At 59.5% G+C, this 20,468-nt stretch carries 23 protein-coding genes and 1 pseudogene; 7 read left to right on the top strand and 17 right to left on the bottom strand.

Annotated elements, in window-relative coordinates; all coding sequences use genetic code 11:
- Nucleotides 1-126 precede the first annotated feature (126 nt).
- The 3 genes from CKW32_RS13985 to exbB are packed head-to-tail and all read right to left on the bottom strand — an operon-like array spanning nucleotide 127 to nucleotide 2,273.
- Nucleotides 127-876, bottom strand: coding sequence for an energy transducer TonB (locus CKW32_RS13985; RefSeq protein ID WP_032884417.1), 750 nt, complete (start codon nucleotides 874-876; stop codon nucleotides 127-129).
- Nucleotides 873-1,298 (bottom strand): TonB system transport protein ExbD, encoded by a 426-nt coding sequence (exbD, locus tag CKW32_RS13980; protein WP_032884416.1) that lies wholly within the window; start codon nucleotides 1,296-1,298, stop codon nucleotides 873-875. Before exbD ends, CKW32_RS13985 begins: the two co-directional genes overlap by 4 nt.
- A 6-nt stretch (nucleotides 1,299-1,304) precedes the next feature.
- Nucleotides 1,305-2,273, bottom strand: a complete 969-nt coding sequence (gene exbB / locus CKW32_RS13975; RefSeq protein WP_095185211.1) for a tonB-system energizer ExbB — start codon at nucleotides 2,271-2,273, stop codon at nucleotides 1,305-1,307.
- 189 nt (nucleotides 2,274-2,462) lie between these two features.
- On the opposite strand from exbB, the gene CKW32_RS13970 reads away from it, so the two are divergent.
- Nucleotides 2,463-3,314, top strand: coding sequence for an SDR family oxidoreductase (locus CKW32_RS13970; RefSeq protein WP_095185210.1), 852 nt, complete (start codon nucleotides 2,463-2,465; stop codon nucleotides 3,312-3,314).
- Between the two features lie 26 nt (nucleotides 3,315-3,340).
- Here CKW32_RS13970 and CKW32_RS13965 read toward each other — a convergent pair whose 3' ends face one another.
- The 7 genes from CKW32_RS13965 to CKW32_RS13935 all read right to left on the bottom strand — a co-directional run bounded on the left by CKW32_RS13965 (nucleotide 3,341) and on the right by CKW32_RS13935 (nucleotide 9,450).
- Nucleotides 3,341-4,063: a hypothetical protein gene (locus CKW32_RS13965; RefSeq protein ID WP_032884413.1), complete on the bottom strand. Its 723-nt coding sequence runs from the start codon at nucleotides 4,061-4,063 to the stop codon at nucleotides 3,341-3,343.
- Nucleotides 4,064-4,140: 77 nt separating this feature from the next.
- Nucleotides 4,141-4,881 carry a hypothetical protein gene (locus CKW32_RS13960; RefSeq protein ID WP_095185209.1) on the bottom strand — a complete coding sequence of 247 codons (741 nt, stop codon included), beginning with the start codon at nucleotides 4,879-4,881 and terminating at the stop codon, nucleotides 4,141-4,143.
- A 56-nt stretch (nucleotides 4,882-4,937) separates the two neighbouring features.
- Complete coding sequence (locus CKW32_RS13955; RefSeq protein ID WP_003176922.1) at nucleotides 4,938-5,318, bottom strand: RidA family protein; 381 nt, start codon at nucleotides 5,316-5,318, stop codon at nucleotides 4,938-4,940.
- A gap of 40 nt (nucleotides 5,319-5,358) precedes the next feature.
- Complete coding sequence (gene spoT / locus CKW32_RS13950) at nucleotides 5,359-7,464, bottom strand: bifunctional GTP diphosphokinase/guanosine-3',5'-bis pyrophosphate 3'-pyrophosphohydrolase (protein WP_032884411.1); 2,106 nt, start codon at nucleotides 7,462-7,464, stop codon at nucleotides 5,359-5,361.
- Between the two features lie 60 nt (nucleotides 7,465-7,524).
- Entirely contained in the window at nucleotides 7,525-7,788 is a 264-nt protein-coding gene (gene rpoZ / locus CKW32_RS13945) for a DNA-directed RNA polymerase subunit omega (protein WP_017735757.1), read from the bottom strand.
- A gap of 167 nt (nucleotides 7,789-7,955) precedes the next feature.
- Nucleotides 7,956-8,576, bottom strand: coding sequence for a guanylate kinase (gmk, locus tag CKW32_RS13940; RefSeq protein ID WP_032884410.1), 621 nt, complete (start codon nucleotides 8,574-8,576; stop codon nucleotides 7,956-7,958).
- Between the two features lie 10 nt (nucleotides 8,577-8,586).
- Nucleotides 8,587-9,450: a YicC/YloC family endoribonuclease gene (locus CKW32_RS13935; protein WP_095185208.1), complete on the bottom strand. Its 864-nt coding sequence runs from the start codon at nucleotides 9,448-9,450 to the stop codon at nucleotides 8,587-8,589.
- 216 nt (nucleotides 9,451-9,666) lie between these two features.
- On the opposite strand from CKW32_RS13935, the gene rph reads away from it, so the two are divergent.
- Together rph and CKW32_RS13925 are read left to right on the top strand one after the other, a co-directional pair.
- Nucleotides 9,667-10,389, top strand: coding sequence for a ribonuclease PH (rph, locus tag CKW32_RS13930; protein WP_017735760.1), 723 nt, complete (start codon nucleotides 9,667-9,669; stop codon nucleotides 10,387-10,389).
- Nucleotides 10,390-10,411: 22 nt separating this feature from the next.
- Nucleotides 10,412-10,780 carry a DUF4870 domain-containing protein gene (locus tag CKW32_RS13925; RefSeq protein ID WP_032884406.1) on the top strand — a complete coding sequence of 123 codons (369 nt, stop codon included), beginning with the start codon at nucleotides 10,412-10,414 and terminating at the stop codon, nucleotides 10,778-10,780.
- 58 nt (nucleotides 10,781-10,838) lie between these two features.
- Here the strand turns inward: CKW32_RS13925 and CKW32_RS13920 are convergent, their stop codons facing one another.
- The gene (locus CKW32_RS13920) at nucleotides 10,839-11,618 is read right to left on the bottom strand and encodes an exodeoxyribonuclease III (protein WP_003195493.1); all 780 of its coding nucleotides are present in this window, start codon (nucleotides 11,616-11,618) and stop codon (nucleotides 10,839-10,841) included.
- An 82-nt stretch (nucleotides 11,619-11,700) separates the two neighbouring features.
- On the opposite strand from CKW32_RS13920, the gene pyrE reads away from it, so the two are divergent.
- A complete protein-coding gene (pyrE, locus tag CKW32_RS13915) occupies nucleotides 11,701-12,348 on the top strand; it encodes an orotate phosphoribosyltransferase (RefSeq protein ID WP_027608288.1) in 648 nt (215 codons plus the stop codon).
- 62 nt (nucleotides 12,349-12,410) lie between these two features.
- On the opposite strand, the gene argB is transcribed toward pyrE, so the two are convergent.
- From argB to coaBC, 4 genes and pseudogenes are all read right to left on the bottom strand, one after another.
- Complete coding sequence (gene argB, locus CKW32_RS13910; RefSeq protein ID WP_017735763.1) at nucleotides 12,411-13,316, bottom strand: acetylglutamate kinase; 906 nt, start codon at nucleotides 13,314-13,316, stop codon at nucleotides 12,411-12,413.
- A 19-nt stretch (nucleotides 13,317-13,335) separates the two neighbouring features.
- Nucleotides 13,336-14,757 (bottom strand): annotated as a pseudogene (locus tag CKW32_RS13905) (phosphomannomutase/phosphoglucomutase); the annotation flags it as partial.
- A 240-nt stretch (nucleotides 14,758-14,997) separates the two neighbouring features.
- A complete protein-coding gene (gene dut / locus CKW32_RS13895; RefSeq protein ID WP_032884403.1) occupies nucleotides 14,998-15,453 on the bottom strand; it encodes a dUTP diphosphatase in 456 nt (151 codons plus the stop codon).
- Nucleotides 15,454-15,458: 5 nt separating this feature from the next.
- Nucleotides 15,459-16,667, bottom strand: coding sequence for a bifunctional phosphopantothenoylcysteine decarboxylase/phosphopantothenate--cysteine ligase CoaBC (coaBC, locus tag CKW32_RS13890; protein ID WP_016970585.1), 1,209 nt, complete (start codon nucleotides 16,665-16,667; stop codon nucleotides 15,459-15,461).
- 143 nt (nucleotides 16,668-16,810) lie between these two features.
- Here coaBC and radC point away from each other — a divergent pair, with 143 nt between their 5' ends.
- Nucleotides 16,811-17,485, top strand: a complete 675-nt coding sequence (gene radC, locus CKW32_RS13885; protein WP_032884400.1) for a DNA repair protein RadC — start codon at nucleotides 16,811-16,813, stop codon at nucleotides 17,483-17,485.
- Nucleotides 17,486-17,512: 27 nt separating this feature from the next.
- Here radC and CKW32_RS13880 read toward each other — a convergent pair whose 3' ends face one another.
- Nucleotides 17,513-19,105 carry an ABC transporter substrate-binding protein gene (locus CKW32_RS13880; RefSeq protein ID WP_095185207.1) on the bottom strand — a complete coding sequence of 531 codons (1,593 nt, stop codon included), beginning with the start codon at nucleotides 19,103-19,105 and terminating at the stop codon, nucleotides 17,513-17,515.
- A 458-nt stretch (nucleotides 19,106-19,563) separates the two neighbouring features.
- Here CKW32_RS13880 and rpmB point away from each other — a divergent pair, with 458 nt between their 5' ends.
- Both rpmB and rpmG read left to right on the top strand, forming a co-directional pair.
- A complete protein-coding gene (rpmB, locus tag CKW32_RS13875) occupies nucleotides 19,564-19,797 on the top strand; it encodes a 50S ribosomal protein L28 (RefSeq protein ID WP_003176907.1) in 234 nt (77 codons plus the stop codon).
- 11 nt (nucleotides 19,798-19,808) lie between these two features.
- Nucleotides 19,809-19,964 (top strand): 50S ribosomal protein L33, encoded by a 156-nt coding sequence (rpmG, locus tag CKW32_RS13870; RefSeq protein WP_003176906.1) that lies wholly within the window; start codon nucleotides 19,809-19,811, stop codon nucleotides 19,962-19,964.
- 72 nt (nucleotides 19,965-20,036) lie between these two features.
- On the opposite strand, the gene CKW32_RS13865 is transcribed toward rpmG, so the two are convergent.
- Nucleotides 20,037-20,399 carry a cupin domain-containing protein gene (locus CKW32_RS13865; RefSeq protein ID WP_032884397.1) on the bottom strand — a complete coding sequence of 121 codons (363 nt, stop codon included), beginning with the start codon at nucleotides 20,397-20,399 and terminating at the stop codon, nucleotides 20,037-20,039.
- Nucleotides 20,400-20,468: the final 69 nt, after the last annotated feature.

Raw genomic sequence — 20,468 nt, 5'->3', positions numbered from 1 at the left:
GAAGTTGCGGGCCAAGCATACCGGCTGCAATCGATAGACGCACGTTATCAGAAGTTTGTTGGGGATTGAGCGGGGGATTTTGCTGTTTGCTGAGAATGGCAAGGGTTGCCCCTTGCCACAGTCATATCAGCGGCGGCGCTTTTCGATGTTGTACACGAACGGTGCAACGATCTCGACACTGCCGCTTTTCACCATGTCGGCCGGTGGCTTGGGCAGCGGTTGGGCACGACGGATCATGTCCAGGGTTGCACGGTCCAGGTCAGCGTTGCCGGAACGGCCCACCAACTCGTAGGACAGCACGTTGCCTTCGGCATCGACCACGAAGCGCAAGCGGTTCAGGCCTTCCTTGCCACGGGCCTGGGCACCTGGCGGGTACTTTTTGTACTTCTGCAAATGCGCCAGCAGGGTGCCTTCCCAAGAGGCCTTGGCTGCAAGCTGCTGCGGCGACGGGCCTGGAGCCGGCTGCGCCGATTTTTCGGCCGGCGCTTTGGTCGGCGGAGCATCGCTCGGCGGATCCTCGGAAGGTTTCTCCTTGGGTGGCTCGATCTTTTTCTCTACCGGCTTGGGCGGCTGAGGTTTGGGCTTGGGCTTGACCGGCTTGGGCACCTGGATCGTCGGCTTGGGTGCCTCGGCCAGTTTCGGCAAAGGCAACTCTTCCACCGGTGCGGGCGGTTGCGGTGGCGTGACCACTTTCGGTGGAGCCGGTGGCGGCGGTGCTGGCATCGGCGCCAGGTCAATGACCATGGCGGCCGGCGGCAGCTGCACAGTGCGCGGCGCCGACCAATGGAGCGCGATAGCAATCGCGACGGCGTGCACGCCCAGCACGACGGCAAGGCTGGTGCCATAACGCGTCAGTTTGTGGCGCGTCGTGATCATTTCTTGGCTGCCGTCTCAAGTCCGACCAAGCCTACCTTGAGGTAGCCGGCTGCCCGCAGGGCATCCATCACGCTCATCAGGTCGCCGTAGTCCACGCCCTTGTCGGCCTGGAAGAAGATCGTCGTGTCTTTCTTGCCTTGGGTCTTGGCGTCGAGGACCTGGCCCAAGGTTTCAGCTTTGACTTCTTCTTCGCCCAGGAACAGGCGTTGGTCCGCCTTGACGCTGAGAAACACCGGTTTCTCGGGCCGCGGCGCAGGCTTGGCGCTGGACGCGGGCAGGTCGACCTTGATATCCACGGTGGCCAAGGGAGCGGCCACCATGAAGATGATCAGCAGTACCAGCATTACGTCGATAAACGGCGTGACGTTGATTTCGTGGTTCTCGACGAGTTCATCGTCGCCTTGATTCAAATGCAGGCCCATGGCCGATTACCCCACTTTCACCATGTGCGGTTGCGAGCTGCGCTCGGTAGGCAGGTGATCGAGGTCGCGGCTGACCAGCAGCAGGACTTCTGCCGACGCGTCGGATACCTGGGCTTTATAGCCGGCAATCGAACGGGCGAAGACGTTGTAGATCACCACCGCAGGAATTGCAGCAACCAGGCCCAGGGCGGTTGCCAGCAGCGCTTCGGCGATGCCGGGGGCAACGACGGCGAGGTTGGTGGTCTGGGTTTTAGCGATGCCGATAAAGCTGTTCATGATGCCCCACACGGTACCGAACAGACCGACGAACGGCGCGGTGGAACCGATGGTGGCGAGTACGCCGGTGCCGCTGCTCATGTTACGGCCGCAGGCTGCTACCAGTCGCTCCAGGCGGAACGCCACGCGCTCCTTGATGCCTTCCTTTTCACGGGTGTTGGCCGACAGGCGCATTTCTTCCAGTGCGTCATGCACTAAGGTATTGGCCAGGGTGCCCTTTTTGGTCGCGCTCTCGCTGGCTTCCTTGAGGGTAGTGGCCTTTTTCAGGCGGACGATTTCAGTACGCAGACGGCGCTTGGCACCCAGCAACTCGAAGCCTTTGGCGATCCAGATGGTCCACGTGATGATCGAAGCGATGGCCAGACCGATCATCACGGCTTTCACCACGACGTCTGCGTTCTGGTACATGCCCCACGGCGACAGGTCATGGGCCATGCCCAGAGTGTTGTCTTCTTCCAGCACGACGCCAGTTTCGTCAGTGGCGGCTGGGGCAGCAGCCTGGGCTGGATCGGTGGCGGCTGGAGCGGCCGGGGCAGCAGCGTTTTGCTCGACGGCCGCCGGCGTGGCTGGGGCGTTGGCATCAGCGAATGCGGCGGTCGGCGCCAGCAGCACGCTGAACAGCATCGCAGCAATCGCGCGCCAGGCGCGGGACGGGCTGTGAAGCTTGGTTGGCGAAGCGGGGGTGGTATTACGTGTCATGCTGGCCGGACCTGAGAAGAAAAAATGAGTGATCGTCCTACCAGACCCTAGGCGGCCGAGGACAAATGGGCGGTCATTATTGCAAGTAATTCTTGTTAACAAAAGTAATACAGTAACTTTATTTGTGCTTTTTCTGGCCGCTGGTCAGCCGAGAAGGCTAACCTAGACCTTTGAGAATGGAGTTTTGTGATGTCTGCACCTTCTGTTGTGATTGCCGGATGCGGCGATGTGGGTGGTCGCCTGGCTAGCCAATTGCTGGCCTCGGAATGGGAGGTTTATGGCCTGCGACGCGACATTTCGCGTTTGCCCAACGGCGTGATCGGCATTGCCGGCGACCTCTTCAACAAGGATTGCCCCGACACCTGGCCCATTGGCGGGGTGGATTACCTGGTGTATTGCGCTGCCGCGACGGATCACGATGAGGCCGGTTATCGCGCGGCCTACGTGCAAGGATTGCAGCATGTGTTGGAGTGGCTAAAAGATTACGGTCAGGAACCCAAGCATTTGTTGTTTGTATCCAGCAGTAGCGTATATGGGCAACTGAATGGCGAGTGGGTCGACGAAACCTCTGAAACCAAGGCGAAGGGCTATTCCGGGCAGGTCATGCTGGAGGCCGAACAGGTCGCACTCAATAGCGGCATTCCTGCGAGCATTGTGCGTCTGACCGGCATTTACGGTCCGGGCCGCGAGTGGCTTCTGACCCAGGTACGCCAGGGTTATCGCGTGGCGATCGATCCACCTTTATATGGCAACCGCATTCACGCGGACGACGCGGCGGGTTTGCTGGCCTTCTTGTTGCGCCATGTGGAGCAGGGCGGTTCGCTGGATAAAATCTATATCGGCGTCGACGATGCGCCGGCTCCCTTGGCCGAGGTGGTGGCCTGGTTGCGTGACTACCTGGGCGTAACGGAGTGGTCCGAGGACGCCAGCGTGCGGCGTGCTGGTAGCAAGCAATGCAGCAATGCTCGCATCAAAGCGCTGGGTTGGGTGCCGACGTATCCGAGCTATCGAGAAGGGTATGCGGCCATTCTAAAAGGCTGAAGCCCCTCCCCACCGTTGGATCTGTGTTATTGCTGTTCTAGCAGCCATTGGCGCGGGCCGGGCGTGAACGTGGGTATTTCGTCGCTTTGCGCGCCGTTGATTGCCTGGAGGATTTCCATCTGCTTGCCCTTGCGCACGAAGATCCAGGTATTACCGACGTCTCCATTGGTCAGGAAAAGGGTGTTATTGCCTGCGCCTTGGGAGGCGCAGTCACCGTCCAGGCATAGTTCGTATCTGTCCGTTTTTGCAAGCCCTGAGACCTGGCCATCCGCGGTGAACGTTACAGTTTCACCTGTTCCTGGCCCCTCGATGATGCGCCATTTTCCACCCATGTAAGCGGCGTTCAGGGCCCTCCTGAAAGTGCTGCCCCACCTTTCTTCGGTTTTAGCGGTGTCGATAGGGCGGCTGAACACCTGTTCCTTCATATGCTCTTTGCCCAGTTGGATGAGCTGTTTGCCGTCGAGGCGCAGTGCGTCACTGCTATAGCCGCCATAGTCGACGGTCCAGGCGTCAGGGGATGTTTGCAACAGGTTGCCTTCGGCCATTTCGAAGCCGCTGCTCACCTGCGCCTTGCCGGCGTGGATATCGATATTCCATTCCAGATTTGAGCCCTGAGTGTTCAGCGATTGGCTCAACGCAGCGGCATCAAGGATTGTCTGGTTGATCCAGATGCCGCTGATATCCGTTTTCGGCGACGTATGGGTGCATCCGCCAAGCAGTAGCAGGCCGAAGGTAAGCAATGCGCGCATGGAGCCATCTCTGAGGGTAAGAAACCGTGGCGCAGGCTAAAGAAAAAGGAGCCTTTGGGCTCCTTTGTTCTGTATCACTATTTTTCCAGCAACCACTGACGTGGCCCAGGCGTAAACGAAGGCACCTCATCGGTCTGTGCAGTGTTGATCGCCTGGAAAATTTCCAGCTGTTTGCCTTTGCGGGCAAAAATCCATGGGTTACCCACGCCGTTGAGTTGCAGCCACATGCTGTCGTAGCCGCCGCTCATGGATGCGCAATCACCTGCCAGGCACAGTGAGTACCGATCGACGCCCGGTAAGCCGGCGACTTTGCCGTCAGACTGGAATTGCACCGTGGCCCCGCTGCCGAAGCCGTCGGTGATCTTCCAGTCGCCGCCCATATAGGCCGCATACAGCGCACGTTCGAAGTTCGCGCCCAGCGGCGCGCCTTCCGGGGCTGGATCTTTGGCGCGAGCAAACCGCTGTTCGGGCTCATTGTCGTTCGCCACTTGCAGCAGTTGTTTGCCTTTGCGCTTGAGCTCAGTGGCGGAGCTGCCGTAGAAATCCACGCTCCAGGCGCCGGATTGCTCGCCGAGCAGCTTGCCTTCGGCAACCTCAAAACCGTTGTAGTAGCGCGCCTGCGCCGCCTTGGAGTTGACCTCCCACTCGAGGTTCGGGCCAAAGCTCTGCAGTGCTTCGCGCAAAGGGCCGCCTTTGGCTGCCGCATCGATGGCGACCTGGTTGATCCAGGTGCCGCTCACATCCAGGTCGGCCGGGTTGCTGGCGCAGCCGCCGAGCATCAGGGCGAGCAACGAAGTGGCTACAAGCGCTTTGCGCATCATGAAATCCTTTTAAAACGAAGTCGGCGCGGCCTGTGAGGGCTGCGCCGGGTGTTTTACTCGATGACCAGAATCGCGTCCATCTCAACCTGCGCGCCCTTTGGCAGAGCAGCAACGCCGATGGCGGCGCGGGCTGGGTAAGGCTGTTCGAAGTACTTGCCCATGATCTCGTTGACCTTGGCGAAATGGCTCAGGTCGGTAAGAAAGATGTTCAGCTTGACGATGTCCTTGAACGAACCGCCGGCAGCTTCGGCGACGGACTTGAGGTTCTCGAAAACTTGCACGGTCTGTGCTTCGAAGCCTTCCACCAGTTCCATGGTCTTCGGGTCCAGAGGGATCTGGCCGGACATGTAGACAGTGTTGCCCGCCTTGATTGCCTGGGAGTAAGTACCGATGGCGGCCGGGGCCTTGTCGCTGGTGATAACAGTCTTGGTCATGAATGACTCCTTGTAATGGGGCGATGACTTATCTGAACAGCTATGCGCGCATGCGGGTGATGCGGATCACGCCGGTCAAGGCACGCAGCTTTTTGATCACGCGGGCCAGGTGCACGCGGTCGTGCACGCTGACCACCAGTTGGACAACGCTGATGCGACCATCGCGTTCGTCCATGCTGATTTTCTCGATATTGCCGTCGGCCGCGTTGACGCTGCTGGCCAGCAAGGCGATCAGGCCGCGCTGGTGTTCCAGCTCCACCCGCAGCTCAACGTTGAATTCGCCGGTGACATCCTTGGCCCACGAGAGCTGGATGCATTTTTCCGGGTTGTGGCGTATTTCGGTGATGTTGCGGCAGTTGTCCAGGTGCACGACCATGCCTTTGCCTGCGGAAAGGTGGCCGACAATAGGGTCGCCCGGGATCGGCGTGCAACACTTGGCGTAGCTGAGTACCAGACCCTCGGTGCCGCGAATTGCCAGTGGGCCTTCGGGGCTTGGCAACTGCTCGCCTTCGCCAAGCAGGCGGCGGGCGACCACGTAAGCCATGCGGTTGCCCAGGCCGATATCTTCCAGTAAGTCTTCGACGGTTTCCTGGCGATACTCGTGGAGCATCGCTTGCACACGCTCCTGCGGGATCTTATCCAGAGCACTGTCGAAACCGTTGAGCACCTTATTCAGTAGGCGTTCGCCGAGGCTGATGGACTCGGAGCGGCGCTGCAGTTTGAGGGCGTGACGGATGTGCGTACGCGCCTTGCCGGTGACCACGAAGTTGAGCCACGCCGGGTTCGGGCGTGCGCCAGGCGCGCTGACAATCTCCACGGTTGAGCCGCTTTGCAGCGGCTCGGACAGTGGGGCAAGGCGACGGTTGATCCGGCAGGCGATGCAGCTGTTGCCCACGTCGGTATGCACCGCGTAAGCGAAGTCGACCGCCGTGGAGCCTTTGGGCAGCTCCATGATCCGGCCTTTGGGCGTGAACACGTAGACCTCGTCCGGGAACAGGTCAATCTTCACGCTTTCAATGAATTCCAGGGAGTTGCCAGCACGTTGCTGCATTTCCAGCACGCCTTTGACCCATTGGCGGGCGCGGGCATGGGTGCCTTTTGGCTGCTCGTCGCCACTGGACTTGTACAGCCAGTGGGCGGCAATGCCGTTGTTGGCCATCTCTTCCATTTCGCGGGTGCGGATCTGGATTTCTATCGGCACGCCATGCATACCGAACAGCGTGGTATGCAGTGACTGATAGCCGTTGGCCTTAGGAATCGCGATGTAGTCCTTGAAGCGGCCCGGCAAGGGTTTGTACAAATTATGTACAGCGCCCAGCACGCGGTAACAGGTATCAACCTTGTCGACGATGATCCGGAACGCGTACACGTCCATTATCTCGTTGAAGGCCCTACGCTTGCCGCGCATCTTCTTGTAGATGCCGTAAATGTGCTTCTGCCGCCCGCTGACTTCGCCCTCGATTTCGTCGATCGCCAGGCAATGGCTTAGCGACTCTTCGATCTTGTTGACGATTTCCTTGCGATTGCCACGGGCACGCTTGACCGCTTGGTAGATGCGCGCCGAACGCATCGGGTGCATGGCCTTGAAGCCGAGGTCTTCGAACTCGATACGAATGGCGTGCATGCCCAGCCGGTTGGCGATGGGCGCATAGATTTCCAGGGTTTCCTTGGCGATGCGCCGACGTTTTTCGCCGGACAGCACTTCCAGCGTGCGCATGTTGTGCAGCCGGTCGGCCAGCTTGACCAAGATCACCCGGATGTCCCGGGCCATGGCCATGGCCATCTTCTGGAAGTTTTCCGCCTGGGCTTCAGCCTTGGTTTCGAAGTTCATCTGGGTCAGTTTGCTGACCCCGTCGACCAGTTCGGCCACGGTTTCGCCAAATTGCGCACTGAGCGCTTCCTTGGCAATACCGGTGTCTTCGATCACGTCATGCAGCATCGCGGCCATCAGGCTCTGATGGTCCATGTGCATGTCGGCCAGGATATTCGCCACCGCAAGAGGATGGGTGACGTACGCCTCACCGCTTCGGCGGCGTTGGCCGTCGTGGGCTTGTTCGGCGTAGAAATACGCTCGGCGGACCAGGTTAACCTGGTCGGGGCCGAGGTAGGTCGATAAGCGATCGGCGAGGGCGTCTATGCTCGGCAAAGTGTGAACTCCTGCCGAAGGCTGTGACTCCGCGCCGTGCTACGTCGACCAGGCATAGGCTTAGACGGCCTCGTTGGACTCGTCCTCGAACGCTGCAAACAGCGGTTCGTCTTCAACGATCTCAGCGTTGGCGATGAACTCGTAGCTCATCAGGCCTTCAGCGATTTCACGCAGGGCTACAACGGTAGGTTTGTCGTTTTCCCACTGGACCAGGGGCTCTTTGCCGCCAGTGGCCAGTTGACGGGCACGCTTGGTAGAGAGCATGACCAGCTCAAAGCGGTTTGCCACGTGGTCTAGGCAGTCTTCAACGGTTACGCGGGCCATGATATTCCTCGGAGCGAATGCAAGATGCGCGCTGCCCGGTTGGGCGAGCGGACTGAGCAGTTTAAAAAATCACCAGCGTTTAGGGAAGCGCTGATTTTTCGCAGGCCCTCGCAAAACCGCTACAAGGGCCAATGTAAAGCCCTTGCAGCCGTTTTGGGAAGACCCAATCAGCCAAGCAGTTCGGCCAGTAATTTGCCGAAACGCTGCTGTTGACGCTTTTGCTGGAGCTGATTCGTGCGAAAAATCGCCTTCAGGTCGTCCAGTGCGTGGGAAAAATCGTCGTTAATGATCAGGTAGTCGTAGTCGACGTAGTGACTCATTTCACTGACGGCTTCACGCATGCGGCCTTCGATGATCTCGTCACTGTCCTGACCACGGTTGGTCAGGCGCTGATGCAAGGCTTCGAGCGACGGCGGCAGGATGAAGATCGAGCGTGCCTTGGGCATCAGCTGGCGAACTTGCTCGGCGCCCTGCCAGTCGATTTCCAGGATCAGGTCGTGGCCTTCGTCCAAGGTCTGCTGCAGATGGCTCTGCGAAGTGCCATAGAGGTTGCCGAACACTTCGGCACGCTCCAGGAAGTCGCCGTGCTCAATCATTTTGACGAACTCGGTACGCTCGACGAAGTGGTAGTGCACGCCGTTCACCTCGCCCGGGCGCATGGCACGGGTGGTGTGGGAGACCGAGATGCGAATCTGCTCGTCAGCGTCGGTCAGGGCCTTGACCAGGCTGCTCTTGCCCGCGCCCGAAGGGGCGGAAATGATGTAAAGGGTGCCGGTGCTGTGGGTCATGTAGGTTGCCTTACTCAATATTCTGTACTTGTTCGCGCATTTGCTCGATCAACACTTTGAGGTTGACGGCAGCCGTGGTGCTGCGCGGGTCAAATGCCTTGGAGCCGAGTGTATTGGCTTCGCGGTTGAGTTCCTGCATCAGGAAGTCCAGGCGCCGACCGGCGGCGCCGCCGGATTTGAGCACGCGACGCACTTCGAGGATGTGGGTGCTCAAGCGGTCCAGCTCTTCGGCGACGTCGCTCTTTTGGGCCAGCAGGACCATTTCCTGCTCCAGGCGCGTCGGGTCGAGGTCGGCCTTCATGTCGGTGAAGCGGTCGAGAACCTTCTGACGTTGGGTGGCGAGCATCTGCGGCACCAGCTCGCGCAAGATGACCACGTCTGCTTCGATCGAAGTCAGGCGCTCGTTGATCAGGCGTGCCAGTTCGGCACCTTCGCGTTCGCGGCCGGCCTTGAGCTCCTTCAAGCCCTGATTAAACAGGGCAAGGGCTTCGGCATTGAGGGCTTGCGGATCGGAGGCATCGGCCACCAGCACGCCGGGCCAAGCCAGCACTTCCAGAGGGTTCAGCGCTGCGGGCTGCTTGATCAGGCCGGCGATGGTTTCGGCGGCAGCGACCAGTTGCGCGGCGCGCTCGCGGTCTACCTGCAGCGGCTTGCCGGTGGTTTCTTCGGTAAAGCGCAGGGTGCATTCCAGCTTGCCGCGGGAGATGCCCTGGCGCAGTGCCTCACGCACGGCGCCTTCGAGGTCGCGGAAGGATTCCGGCAGGCGCAGGTGCGGCTCCAGGTAGCGGCTGTTGACCGAGCGCAGTTCCCAGCTCAGGGTGCCTTGGGCGCCTGCTTTTTCGACGCGGGCGAAGGCGGTCATGCTGTGCACCATGGAGGTACCTCGCGATGCAGTCCCGCAAACACGGGCTGATGGGTAAATTGAAGCCGACAGGCTGCGAAGGCGCAGGATTGTAGCGCAGTGGGGCGAGTGCGCCCAAACAATGGGCGATAGGCTGACCATTCGTAACCAGATTTTTAGAAGTGCCCCGAATCGGCTCGCGGCTCTATAATGCTCGGCAGTTTTTCGTCCTCAGTACAGGTATCCCCTATGAAACGTCCAAGTGGTCGCGTTGCCGATCAGCTCCGCTCGATCCGCATCACCCGCAACTACACCAAACACGCCGAGGGATCTGTACTGGTCGAGTTTGGCGATACCAAGGTTATCTGCACCGTCAGCGTTGAAAATGGCGTGCCGCGTTTCCTTAAAGGCCAGGGCCAGGGTTGGTTGACCGCCGAATACGGCATGCTGCCGCGCGCCACCGGCGAACGTAACCAGCGTGAAGCCAGCCGTGGCAAGCAAGGCGGCCGCACCCTGGAAATCCAGCGCCTGATCGGTCGCTCCCTGCGTGCAGCCCTGGACATGTCCAAGCTGGGCGACGTGACCCTTTACGTCGACTGCGACGTGATCCAGGCCGATGGCGGCACCCGCACTGCATCCATCACTGGCGCGATGGTGGCCTTGGTCGACGCACTGAAAGTGATCAAGAAACGTGGCGGCCTGAAAGGCGGCGACCCGCTCAAGCAAATGATTGCCGCTGTATCGGTGGGTATGTACCAGGGCGAGCCTGTGCTGGACCTGGACTATCTGGAAGATTCGGCTGCCGAGACTGACCTGAACGTCGTGATGACCAGCACCGGTGGTTTCATCGAAGTGCAGGGCACCGCTGAAGGCGCGCCATTCCAGCCGGCCGAGCTGAACGCCATGCTGGCCCTAGCCCAGAAAGGCATGACCGAGATCTTCGAACTGCAGAACGCCGCACTGGCTGACTAAGCCGACTTCAAGGAGAAGCGCCATGAGTGACAGTCAATTGCCGGTTCCGGCACCGACCAAGGAAGTTCGCCAATGGGCGATGTTGTGTCACTTCGCGGCGTTTCTGGGGTTGGTATTCCCCTTTGGCAGCCTGTTGGGGCCGTTGATCGTGTGGCAGATCAAGAAGGATATGGACCCGCTTATCGATGATCAGGGCAAGGAAGCCCTGAATTTCCAGATCACGGTGGCCATCGCCTGGTTGGTCTGCATGGTGCTGGGGTTTGTGGTGATCGGCTTTGTGTTGATGTTGGTGCTCGTGGTTGCGGCGCTGGTGCTGACGATCATTGGCGGCGTTAAAGCCAACAACGGCACAGCCTACCGATACCCATGGACCTGGCGTTTGGTCAAATAGTGATCGCCCACAAAAAAACCGACAGCGATGTCGGTTTTTTTGTGCCTGGAGAAAGACCTTAGATGGTCAGTGTCCAGTCGTAGTCCACGATCAGCGGCGCGTGCTGCGAGAAACGCGGCTGGCGCGGCAAACGTGCACTGCGTACGAACCGGCGCAGACCTGGGGTCAGCAACTGGTAGTCGAAGCGCCAGCCCAGGTTGAGCATTTCAGCCTGTTCATTGTCTGGCCACCAGCTGTACTGGTCGCCTTCGCGGCTGACTTCACGAAGGGCATCCACATAGCCCATGTTGCCGACAATCTCGTCCATCCAGGCCCGTTCCGGCGCCAGGAAACCTGGGGATTGCTGGCTGTCGCGCCAGTTCTTGATATCCAGCTTTTGTTGCGCCACGTACAGCGAGCCACAGTAAATGTACTCGCGACGTTTACGCCGCTGTTTATCCAGATAACGGGCGAAATCGTCCATTAGCTTGAACTTCTGGTTCAAGTCTTCATCGCCGTTCTGCCCCGAAGGAAGCAGCAAGGTCGCGATGCTGACCTTGTCGAAATCGGCTTGCAGGTAGCGCCCGTAGCGGTCGGCTGTCTCGAAGCCGAGGCCGCTGATGACCGCCTTGGGTTGCAACCGCGAGTACAAAGCCACGCCACCTTGGGTGGGCACTTCGGCATCGCAGGCATAAAGGAAGTAGCCATCCAGTTGGAAGGCTGGGTCGTCCAGTTCAAAGGCGGAGGCGCGGGTGTCCTGCAGGCAGATGACGTCGGCATTCTGAGCTTGCAGCCAACTGAGCAAACCACGCTCGACTGCAGCCTGAATACCATTAACGTTCACACTGATGATCCGCATAAATGGCCCCAAAAATCGCGTGCGTGTATGATACACGCCGTCTACCTAATTAGCTAAATCCGTGGTATCTGAGGCTTTTTTCATGCAGGCGTATCAACGCGATTTCATTCGTTTTGCCATCGATCGCGGGGTTTTGCGCTTCGGTGAGTTCACCCTCAAGTCCGGGCGCACCAGTCCGTACTTCTTCAATGCGGGCTTGTTCAACTCGGGTTCGGCCCTGGCTCAGTTGGGGCGTTTCTACGCGGCAGCCATTGTTGAAAGCGGTATTTCCTTCGACGTGCTGTTTGGCCCGGCCTACAAGGGTATCCCCCTGGCAGCTGCAACAGCCGTGGCCCTGGCGGAACACCATGGGCGCGATCTGCCATGGTGCTTCAACCGCAAGGAAGCCAAGGCTCATGGCGAAGGCGGCAGCCTGGTGGGCGCGCCGCTGACCGGCGACGTGCTGATCATTGACGACGTAATCACCGCCGGCACCGCCATCCGTGAAGTGATGCAGATTATCGCTTCCCAAGACGGCGCCAAGGCTGCTGGCGTGCTGATCGCGCTGAACCGCCAGGAGCGCGGCAACGGTGAGTTGTCGGCGATCCAGGAAGTGGAGCGTGATTTCGGTATTCCGGTGGTAAGCATCGTTTCGTTGAACCAGGTGTTGCAGTTCCTGGAAGATGATCCGCAGCTCAAGCAGCACTTGCCGGCAGTTAAGGCGTATCGCGAGCAGTTCGGCGTTCAGTAATCGCCGAACCATAAAAAAGCCCCGCTCAACCAAGTTGAGCGGGGCTTTTTGTTTTCAGCGTTTTAAGGGCGCTTGCGGTTGCTGATCAGCGTACCCACACCTGTATCGGTAAAGATTTCCAGCAGGATTGCATTCGGTACACGGCCATCCAGGATCAGCGAGCTGCCAACGCCGCCTTGCACTGCTTCCAGCGCGCAACGGATCTTCGGCAGCATGCCGCCGTAGATGGTGCCGTCGGCGATCAGTTCGTCCACCTGTTGGGTGGTCAAGCCGGTCAGCACCTTGCCTTCCTTGTCCATCAGGCCGGCGATGTTGGTCAGCAGCATCAGCTTTTCAGCCTTCAGCGCCTCGGCGACCTTGCCGGCGACGAGGTCGGCGTTGATGTTGTAGGACTCACCGTTCGCACCCACGCCGATCGGCGCGATCACCGGGATGAAGTCACCCTTGACCAGCAGGTTCAGCAGGTCGGTGTTGATGCCGATCACTTCGCCTACCTGGCCGATATCGATGATTTCCGGCTGGGTCATTTCCGGCGTCTGACGGGTAACGGTCAGTTTTTTCGCGCGGATCAGCTCGGCGTCCTTGCCGGTCAGGCCGATGGCGCTGCCGCCGTGGCGGTTGATCAGGTTGACGATGTCTTTGTTCACCTGGCCGCCGAGGACCATCTCCACCACGTCCATGGTCTGCGCGTCAGTGACACGCATGCCATCGATGAAGTGACTCTCGATCGACAAGCGCTTGAGCAGGTCGCCGATCTGCGGGCCGCCACCGTGCACCACCACAGGGTTGATCCCCACGGCTTTCATCAACACGATGTCGCGGGCAAAGCCGGTTTTCAGCTCTTCGCTTTCCATGGCATTGCCGCCGTACTTGATCACCAGCGTCTTGCCGACGTAGCGTCGAATGTAAGGCAACGCTTCGGACAGGACCTTGGCGGTGTTGGCAGCGGCTTCGCGTTCGAGGGTCATTCAGGGCTCCGGTAAAAAATCAGAACGGTAATTGGAGATCAGGGGCAACACGTTTCAACTGGGCGTGGAACACGTCCTTGATGCGCTGCAACTCAGCCTCGGTATCCGCCTCGAAACGCAGCACCAGCACCGGTGTGGTGTTGGACGCGCGAACCAGGCCCCAGCCTTTGGCGTAATCGACTCGCACACCATCAATGGTGGTCAGGTTGGCGCCTTCGCCCCATTGCGCGTCGTGCAGTGCGTCAATGATGCTGAATTTGCTCTCCTCGGTCACATGGATATTGATCTCTGGCGTAGAAATATCATTCGGGAAGGTCTGAAACAGCTCTTCGGCAGTGGATTTTTCCTTGCTGAGGATCTCCAGCAGACGAGCGGCGCTGTAGATACCGTCGTCAAAACCGAACCAGCGCTCTTTGAAGAACACGTGACCGCTCATTTCACCGGCCAACAGCGCGCCGGTTTCCTTCATTTTCTTTTTGATCAACGAGTGACCGGTCTTCCACATTAGCGGGCGGCCGCCGTATTCCTTGATCAGCGGCGTGAGGCGGCGGGTGCACTTCACGTCGAAGATGATTTCTGCGTTGGGATTGCGCGCCACTACGTCACGTGCGAACAGCATCAGCAGGCGGTCGGGGAATACGATCTCGCCGGTCTCGGTCACCACACCTACGCGGTCGCCGTCACCGTCGAAGGCCAGGCCTACATCGGCGCCGGTTTCCTTGACCTTGGCGATCAGGTCCACCAGATTTTCTGGCTTGCCTGGATCCGGGTGGTGGTTGGGGAAGTTGCCGTCAACCTCGCAGAACAACGGGATTACTTCGCAGTTCAGGGCTTCGAGCAGTTGCGGCGCGATCACACCGGCCGCGCCGTTGCCGCAGTCCACTACCACTTTGAGGCGGCGGGCGAGCTTGACGTCGCGGGTGATTTCGTCGGAGTAGCGCTGCAGGATGTCGACTTTGGTGATGCTGCCTTTGCCGCTGGTCAGGTCGTTGGTTTTCAGGCGGGTATGCAAGGCCTGGATCTGTTCGTTAGCCAGGGTGTCGCCAGCGATGACGATCTTGAAACCGTTGTAATCCGATGGGTTATGGCTCCCAGTGAGCATCACCCCGGACTTGCCGGCCAGGACGTTGGCGGCGTAGTACAGAGCTGGCGTTGGTACCAGGCCGACGTCGCTGACATGGCAGCCGGCGTCGGCCAGGCCTTGGATCAGTTGCTCCACCAGCTCCGGGCCGGACAAACGACCGTCACGGCCTACCGATACGTTGGGCTCATCCTGAGCCAGGCTCTGGGCGCCGATGGCGCGGCCGATCCAGTAGGCCGTTTCGGCAGTCAGGGTCTTGGGCACCACGCCACGGATGTCATAGGCGCGAAAGATGCTGTCGGGGAATGTCGGGGCTACTCGGGCTGCGGTACTCATCGCGGGGGGAAACTCCATCTGAAGGGGGCAAGGCTGGCCTTAAAGTGGCTGACCGGCAGGCTCAAACTGAAGGGTATGACGGTGTTTTCGGCAGAGAGTTCGTGGTGCAAAAATGCCATCGGCGTTTGGAAGCCAGGCTTATTTCTGCGTAATACATTGATTTAGCTAGGGAAATCTCGCTGATAAATTCCGCGCATTCTTCATCCTGAAAAGCCATGCGGTGGCGTCTGGCCGGGCAAAAGCACCCGGCCACGTTCAGCTTAGTCAGAGACTGCCTGAATGCCCAAAGCCGCCTGCACCACGTTGGGTTTCGTCGAATTCCTGCACCAGTTCGAAGTGCGCCTGTACCACCGGCACAAGAACAAGCTGGGCAATGCGCTCGCCGACCACGATGTTGAATGCGGTTTGGCCGCGGTTCCAGCACGACACCATCAGCTCGCCTTGGTAGTCCGAGTCGATCAGGCCTACCAGGTTGCCCAGCACGATGCCGTGTTTGTGGCCCAGGCCGGAGCGCGGCAGGATCAGCGCAGCTAGACCAGGGTCGCCCACGTAGATCGACAGGCCGGTAGGGATCAGGACGGTCTGTCCCGGCTCAAGCAGGGTGTCTTGCTTGAGCATGGCACGCAGGTCCAGGCCGGCAGAGCCTGGGGTGGCGTAGGCCGGCAGTGGGAATTCGGTGCCGATGCGTGGGTCGAGGATCTTGGCTTGCAAAGCGTGCATGGAAATTAAACCTGGTTCAGCCGTTGGGCGATAAAAGAGATCAGTTGGCGGGCAATCTTGCCCTTGCTGGTCTGGGCGAAAAGTGTCGCGTGCAGGTCGCGGTCAATCACGCTGCAGGCGTTTTCCTCGCTGTTGAAGCCGATGCTCGGGTTGGCGACATCATTGGCAACGATCAGGTCGAGGTTTTTGTCTTTCAATTTGCGTGCGGCGTAGTCCAGCAGATGCTCGGTCTCGGCGGCGAAGCCGACGCTGAACGGGCGGTCAGGACGTGTGGCGATGGTGGCCAGGATGTCCGGGTTGCGCACCATTTGCAGGAGCAGGCCGTCGCCGCTTGTAGGGTCTTTCTTGAGCTTTTGCGGGGCGACGACTTCCGGGCGGTAGTCCGCAACCGCTGCCGAGGCGATAAAAAGGTCGCAGGGAATAGCCGCTTCGCAGGCCGCGAGCATGTCTCGGGCGCTGACTACATCGATTCGCGTGACGCGATCAGGGGTCGGTAGATGTACCGGTCCGGTGATCAGCGTGACGCGGGCGCCTGCCTCGACCGCGGCTTCTGCCAGCGCAAAGCCCATTTTTCCTGAGCTATGGTTGGTGATGTAACGCACCGGGTCGATGTTTTCCTGGGTCGGGCCGGCGGTGATCAACACGTGCTTGCCGGTCAGGGCCAAGTGCTGGAAGCACTCGGCGGCACACAGGGCCAGGTCGGTGGCTTCGAGCATGCGGCCCATGCCCACGTCGCCACATGCTTGGCTGCCCGATGCCGGGCCGAACACCTTGAGGCCACGGCTTTGCAGGAGTTGGGTGTTGGCCTGAGTGGCCGGATCGCGCCACATGGCCTGGTTCATCGCGGGGGCAATGGCAACGGTGGCGTCGGTGGCCAGTACCAAGGTAGTCAGCAGGTCATCGGCGATACCTTGGGCCAGGCGGGCGATCAGGTCGGCAGTGGCCGGGGCGATCAGCACCAGGTCGGCCCATTTGGCCAGTTCGATGTGGCCCATGGCGGCTTCGGCCGCCGGGTCCAGCAGGTCCAGATGAACCGGGTGGCCGGACAGGGCCTGCATGGTCAGGGGTGTGATGAACTCGCTCCCGCCACGGGTCATGACCACGCGCACTTCGGCACCTTGGTCCAGGAGCCTGCGAACCAACTCTGCGCTCTTGTAGGCGGCAATGCCGCCGCCGACGCCGAGAACGATGCGTTTCCGATACAGACGCTGCATTGGTTTGCCTTTCCAGTTCAGTGAAGCCAGTTCAGTGGTGCGTGCGATCTCCCCTCCCCAGGTGAAATCGCACGCAAAAAAGAGGGCCTACGATAACACAGCGTCTGCCCCGCAACAGCGGCGCACATGTACAGGGAGGTGGGATGAGTATTCGTGATTGGCCGGCGGCAGAGCGGCCCAGGGAGAAGCTTTTGGCGTGGGGCGCGGCGAGTCTGTCGGATGCTGAACTGCTGGCAATCTTCCTGCGCACCGGTGTCGCAGGTCGGAGCGCGGTGGACCTGGCGCGCCATCTGCTAGCGCAATTTGGCGGCTTACGCCCGCTGCTGGAAGCAAGCCAGGCGCTGTTCAATCAGCAACTGGGCTTGGGGCCGGCGAAGTTTGCCCAGTTGCAGGCGGTACTAGAGATGTCCCGGCGGCATATGGCCGAACAGTTGCGCAATGAATCGGCACTGGAAAGTCCGGAAGTCGTGCGGGGATACCTCAAGGCGCTGTTGCGTCATGAGCCCCACGAGATCTTTGGCTGCCTGTTTCTCGATTCAAAGCATCGGGTGTTGGGCTTCGAGGCGTTATCCGAGGGCACCATCGACGCTGCTGTGGTGTACCCCCGGCAAGTGGTCAAGCGCGCGTTGGCTTACAACGCGGCGGCGTTGATCCTCTGTCATAACCATCCTTCGGGAAGCGTGGAGCCGAGTGCAGCTGATCGAAAATTGACCAAAGTCCTGCAAAAAGCGCTGGAGATGGTGGACGTGCGGGTGCTGGATCACATCATCGTGGGAGATGGTGATCCGTTATCGATGGCGGAATACGGATGGATGTAACCCCACCCTTTCAGGTGGGGTTACGGTTCAGGGCTTGACGCTGACCTTCGAGAAATCCTGGCGCCCGAACGGACTTACTTGATAGCCGTCGACACTCTTGCGCGCGAGGGCGAACGCCGTCGGATGCGCCAGTGGCAGCCACAGCGCCTGCTGCTGGATTTGCGCCTGGGCCTGTTGATACAGCTTGCTGCGCACCCCTTGCTCGCTGGTGGTTTTGCCAGCACTGATCAGTTTGTCCAGCGCCGGGTCGCAGTAGCGAGCGAAGTTGGTGCCTGACTTCACTGCTGCGCAGGAAAACTGCGGGGTCAGGAAGTTATCCGGGTCACCGTTGTCGCCGGCCCAGCCCATGAACAGCAGGTCATGCTCGCCGGCTTTGGCGCGGCGAATCAGTTCGCCCCATTCGATCACTCGGATCTCGGCCTGGATGCCGACTTTGGCCAGGTCGGCTTGCAGCAATTGCGCGCCGAGGTTTGGGTTAGGGTTCAGCAGGCTGCCAGTCGGGCGTGTCCAGATGGTGGTCTTGAAGCCGTCCTTGAGCCCTGCGCGATTCAGCAGGGCCTTGGCCTTGGCGAGGTCCTGTGGATAACCCGGCAAGTCCTTGGCGTAGCTCCAGGTGTTGGGAGGATAAGGGCCGTTGGCGGCTTCGGCGGTGCCTTCAAATACGGCTTTGAGGTAGCTGGCCTTATCGAAGGCCAGATTGATCGCTTGACGTACTTCGGGTTTATCCAGGGGAGGGTGCTGGCTGTTGATCGCCACGAATGCAGTCATGAATGCAGCGGTCTTTTCCACCTTGAGGGCTGGGTCTTTCTCTGCCTCGCCTACATCCAGGGGCTTGGGCGACAGGGCGATCTGGCACTCATCGCGGTGCAGCTTCTGCAGGCGCACGTTGGCATCCGGCGTGATGGCGAAGATCAAGTTATCCACAGCCGGTTTGCCGCCGAAGTAGTCCGGGTTGGCTTTGTAACGAACCACAGCGTCTTTCTGGAAACGGCTGAAAATGAACGGGCCGGTACCAATCGGTTGGCTGTTGAGTTTCTCCGGCGTGCCGGCCTTGAGCAACTTGTCGGCGTATTCGGCCGGGTAAATCGAGGCGAAGCCCATGCTCAGGGCTGCGAGGAATGTGGAGTCGGCATGATCCAGAGTGAAGCGCACCGTCAGCGGGTCGAGGGCATCGATCTTCTTGACCAGTGTTGGCAGTTGCAGAGACTGGGCGTGAGGGAAGCCGCTTTGGGCGATCTTGTGCCACGGGTTGGCCGGGTCGAGCATGCGTTCAAAGCTGAAGCGCACGTCTTCGGCGGTCAGGCTGCGGCTTGGGGTGAAATACTCGGTGCGGTGGAACTTCACATCCGGGTGCAGCTTGAAGGTGTAGGTCAGGCCGTCCGGCGACACTTCCCAGCTGTCCGCCAGACTTGGCACCAGCTTGCCGCTGGCGGCATCGAAGTCCACCAGGCGGTTCATCAGTACGTCGGCGGAGGCGTTGGTGGTGGTCAGCGAGTTGTATTGCACCACATCAAACCCTTCAGGGCTGGCCTCGGTGCACACGCTCAGGTTGGTGGCGGCAGAGGCCAGCGGCGCGATAAAGAAAGGGGCAAGCAACAGCGGTAGGGCAGCGAGGCGCATATTCGGTTTCCTTTGCAGATCGAAGGCCCATCTGCGAGTGCAGTCTGGAAAAGTCCTACCGTAGTGCTCTGATTGATAAATGACTAGCCCATTTTTGCCTGTGCTTTTGGCTCAAATGCTGTTTTGATGGCGCCTCAGATTGTTTCGCCGTGCACTTTACGGTGCGTGCGGGCGCTGAAAATCATTCTGTGCGACGAGCGGTCGGCTGTTGTATCGGCCCCTCCTGGCAACGGTTCAGGCGCCAATGGTCGAGATTTACTCCGGTAAAAACACACTCGCTGTTGTTGCACCAAGGTCTTTCTGGTATAAAGCAGCGCTCTTTTCTAGGGGCCCGGTTCCTTCGCTTGTAGGTGTAGCCGGTAAGACCCTAAAGAAACGCGGCGCCTGGCGCCAAATGACTGAGAGATTAAGCGGCCAACCCATGCCGGGTTGGGCATGTGGTTTTAGAGGGCTGAGGCATGTCGAGAGTCTGTCAAGTTACCGGTAAGGGTCCGGTGACTGGGAATAACATTTCCCACGCAAATAACAAAACCCGTCGTCGTTTCCTGCCGAACCTGCAGCATCACCGCTTCTGGGTTGAAGAAGAGAAACGTTTTGTTCGCCTGCGTGTATCTGCTAAAGGCATGCGTATCATCGACAAGCGTGGCATCACTGTCGTGCTGGCCGAAATCCGTGCCGCTGGCAAGATCTAAGGAGCTCTATCATGCGTGAATTGATTCGAATGATCTCTAGCGCCGGTACTGGTCACTTCTACACTACCGACAAGAACAAGCGTACTACCCCGGACAAGCTCGAAAAGAAAATGTTCGACCCGCGCGTTCGCAAGCACGTGATCTACAAAGAAGGCAAAATCAAGTAATTGATTTTCTTCCTTGTGAAAAAAAGCCCGTCTCTCACGAGTCGGGCTTTTTTTTGCGTGGAATTTGGTTGATCAGGTCTTCTGTTCAAACACCACGTAGATCTTGCGGCATGGTTCCAGTACTTCCCAGGTGCCGCTGAAGCCAGCAGGAATCACAAAGCGGTCGCCGGCGCGCAAGGTCTTGGCATTTCCCTCGGCGTCGCGCAGCACGGACACACCCTGCACGATTTCGCAGTACTCATGCTCGGTGTAGCTGACCGTCCACTGCCCGACATCACCTTCCCAGACCCCGGCGCTCATCTGGCCGCATGGGCTGTTGTAGTGGTTGTAGACCGTTTGTTCGGGATCGCCCTTGAGGATTTTTTCGGCGGCAGGGCGATAGCGGTCGGGGGCGGTGGTGGCTTGGCTGAAGTCGACGATGTCCTGGATGCTCATGTGCGTGTCCCGTCTGGCCTGGGGTTGAAGTGCCCAAAGTCTATGTTTATTAAAATGAACATCGCAAGG

Origin of the sequence: Pseudomonas sp. Irchel 3H9, from assembly GCF_900187495.1 — a bacterium.
GTDB classification, from domain to species: domain Bacteria; phylum Pseudomonadota; class Gammaproteobacteria; order Pseudomonadales; family Pseudomonadaceae; genus Aquipseudomonas; species Aquipseudomonas sivasensis.
The sequence above is the reverse complement of the archived record's forward strand: the minus strand, read 5'-3'. Positions and strand labels throughout refer to the sequence as shown.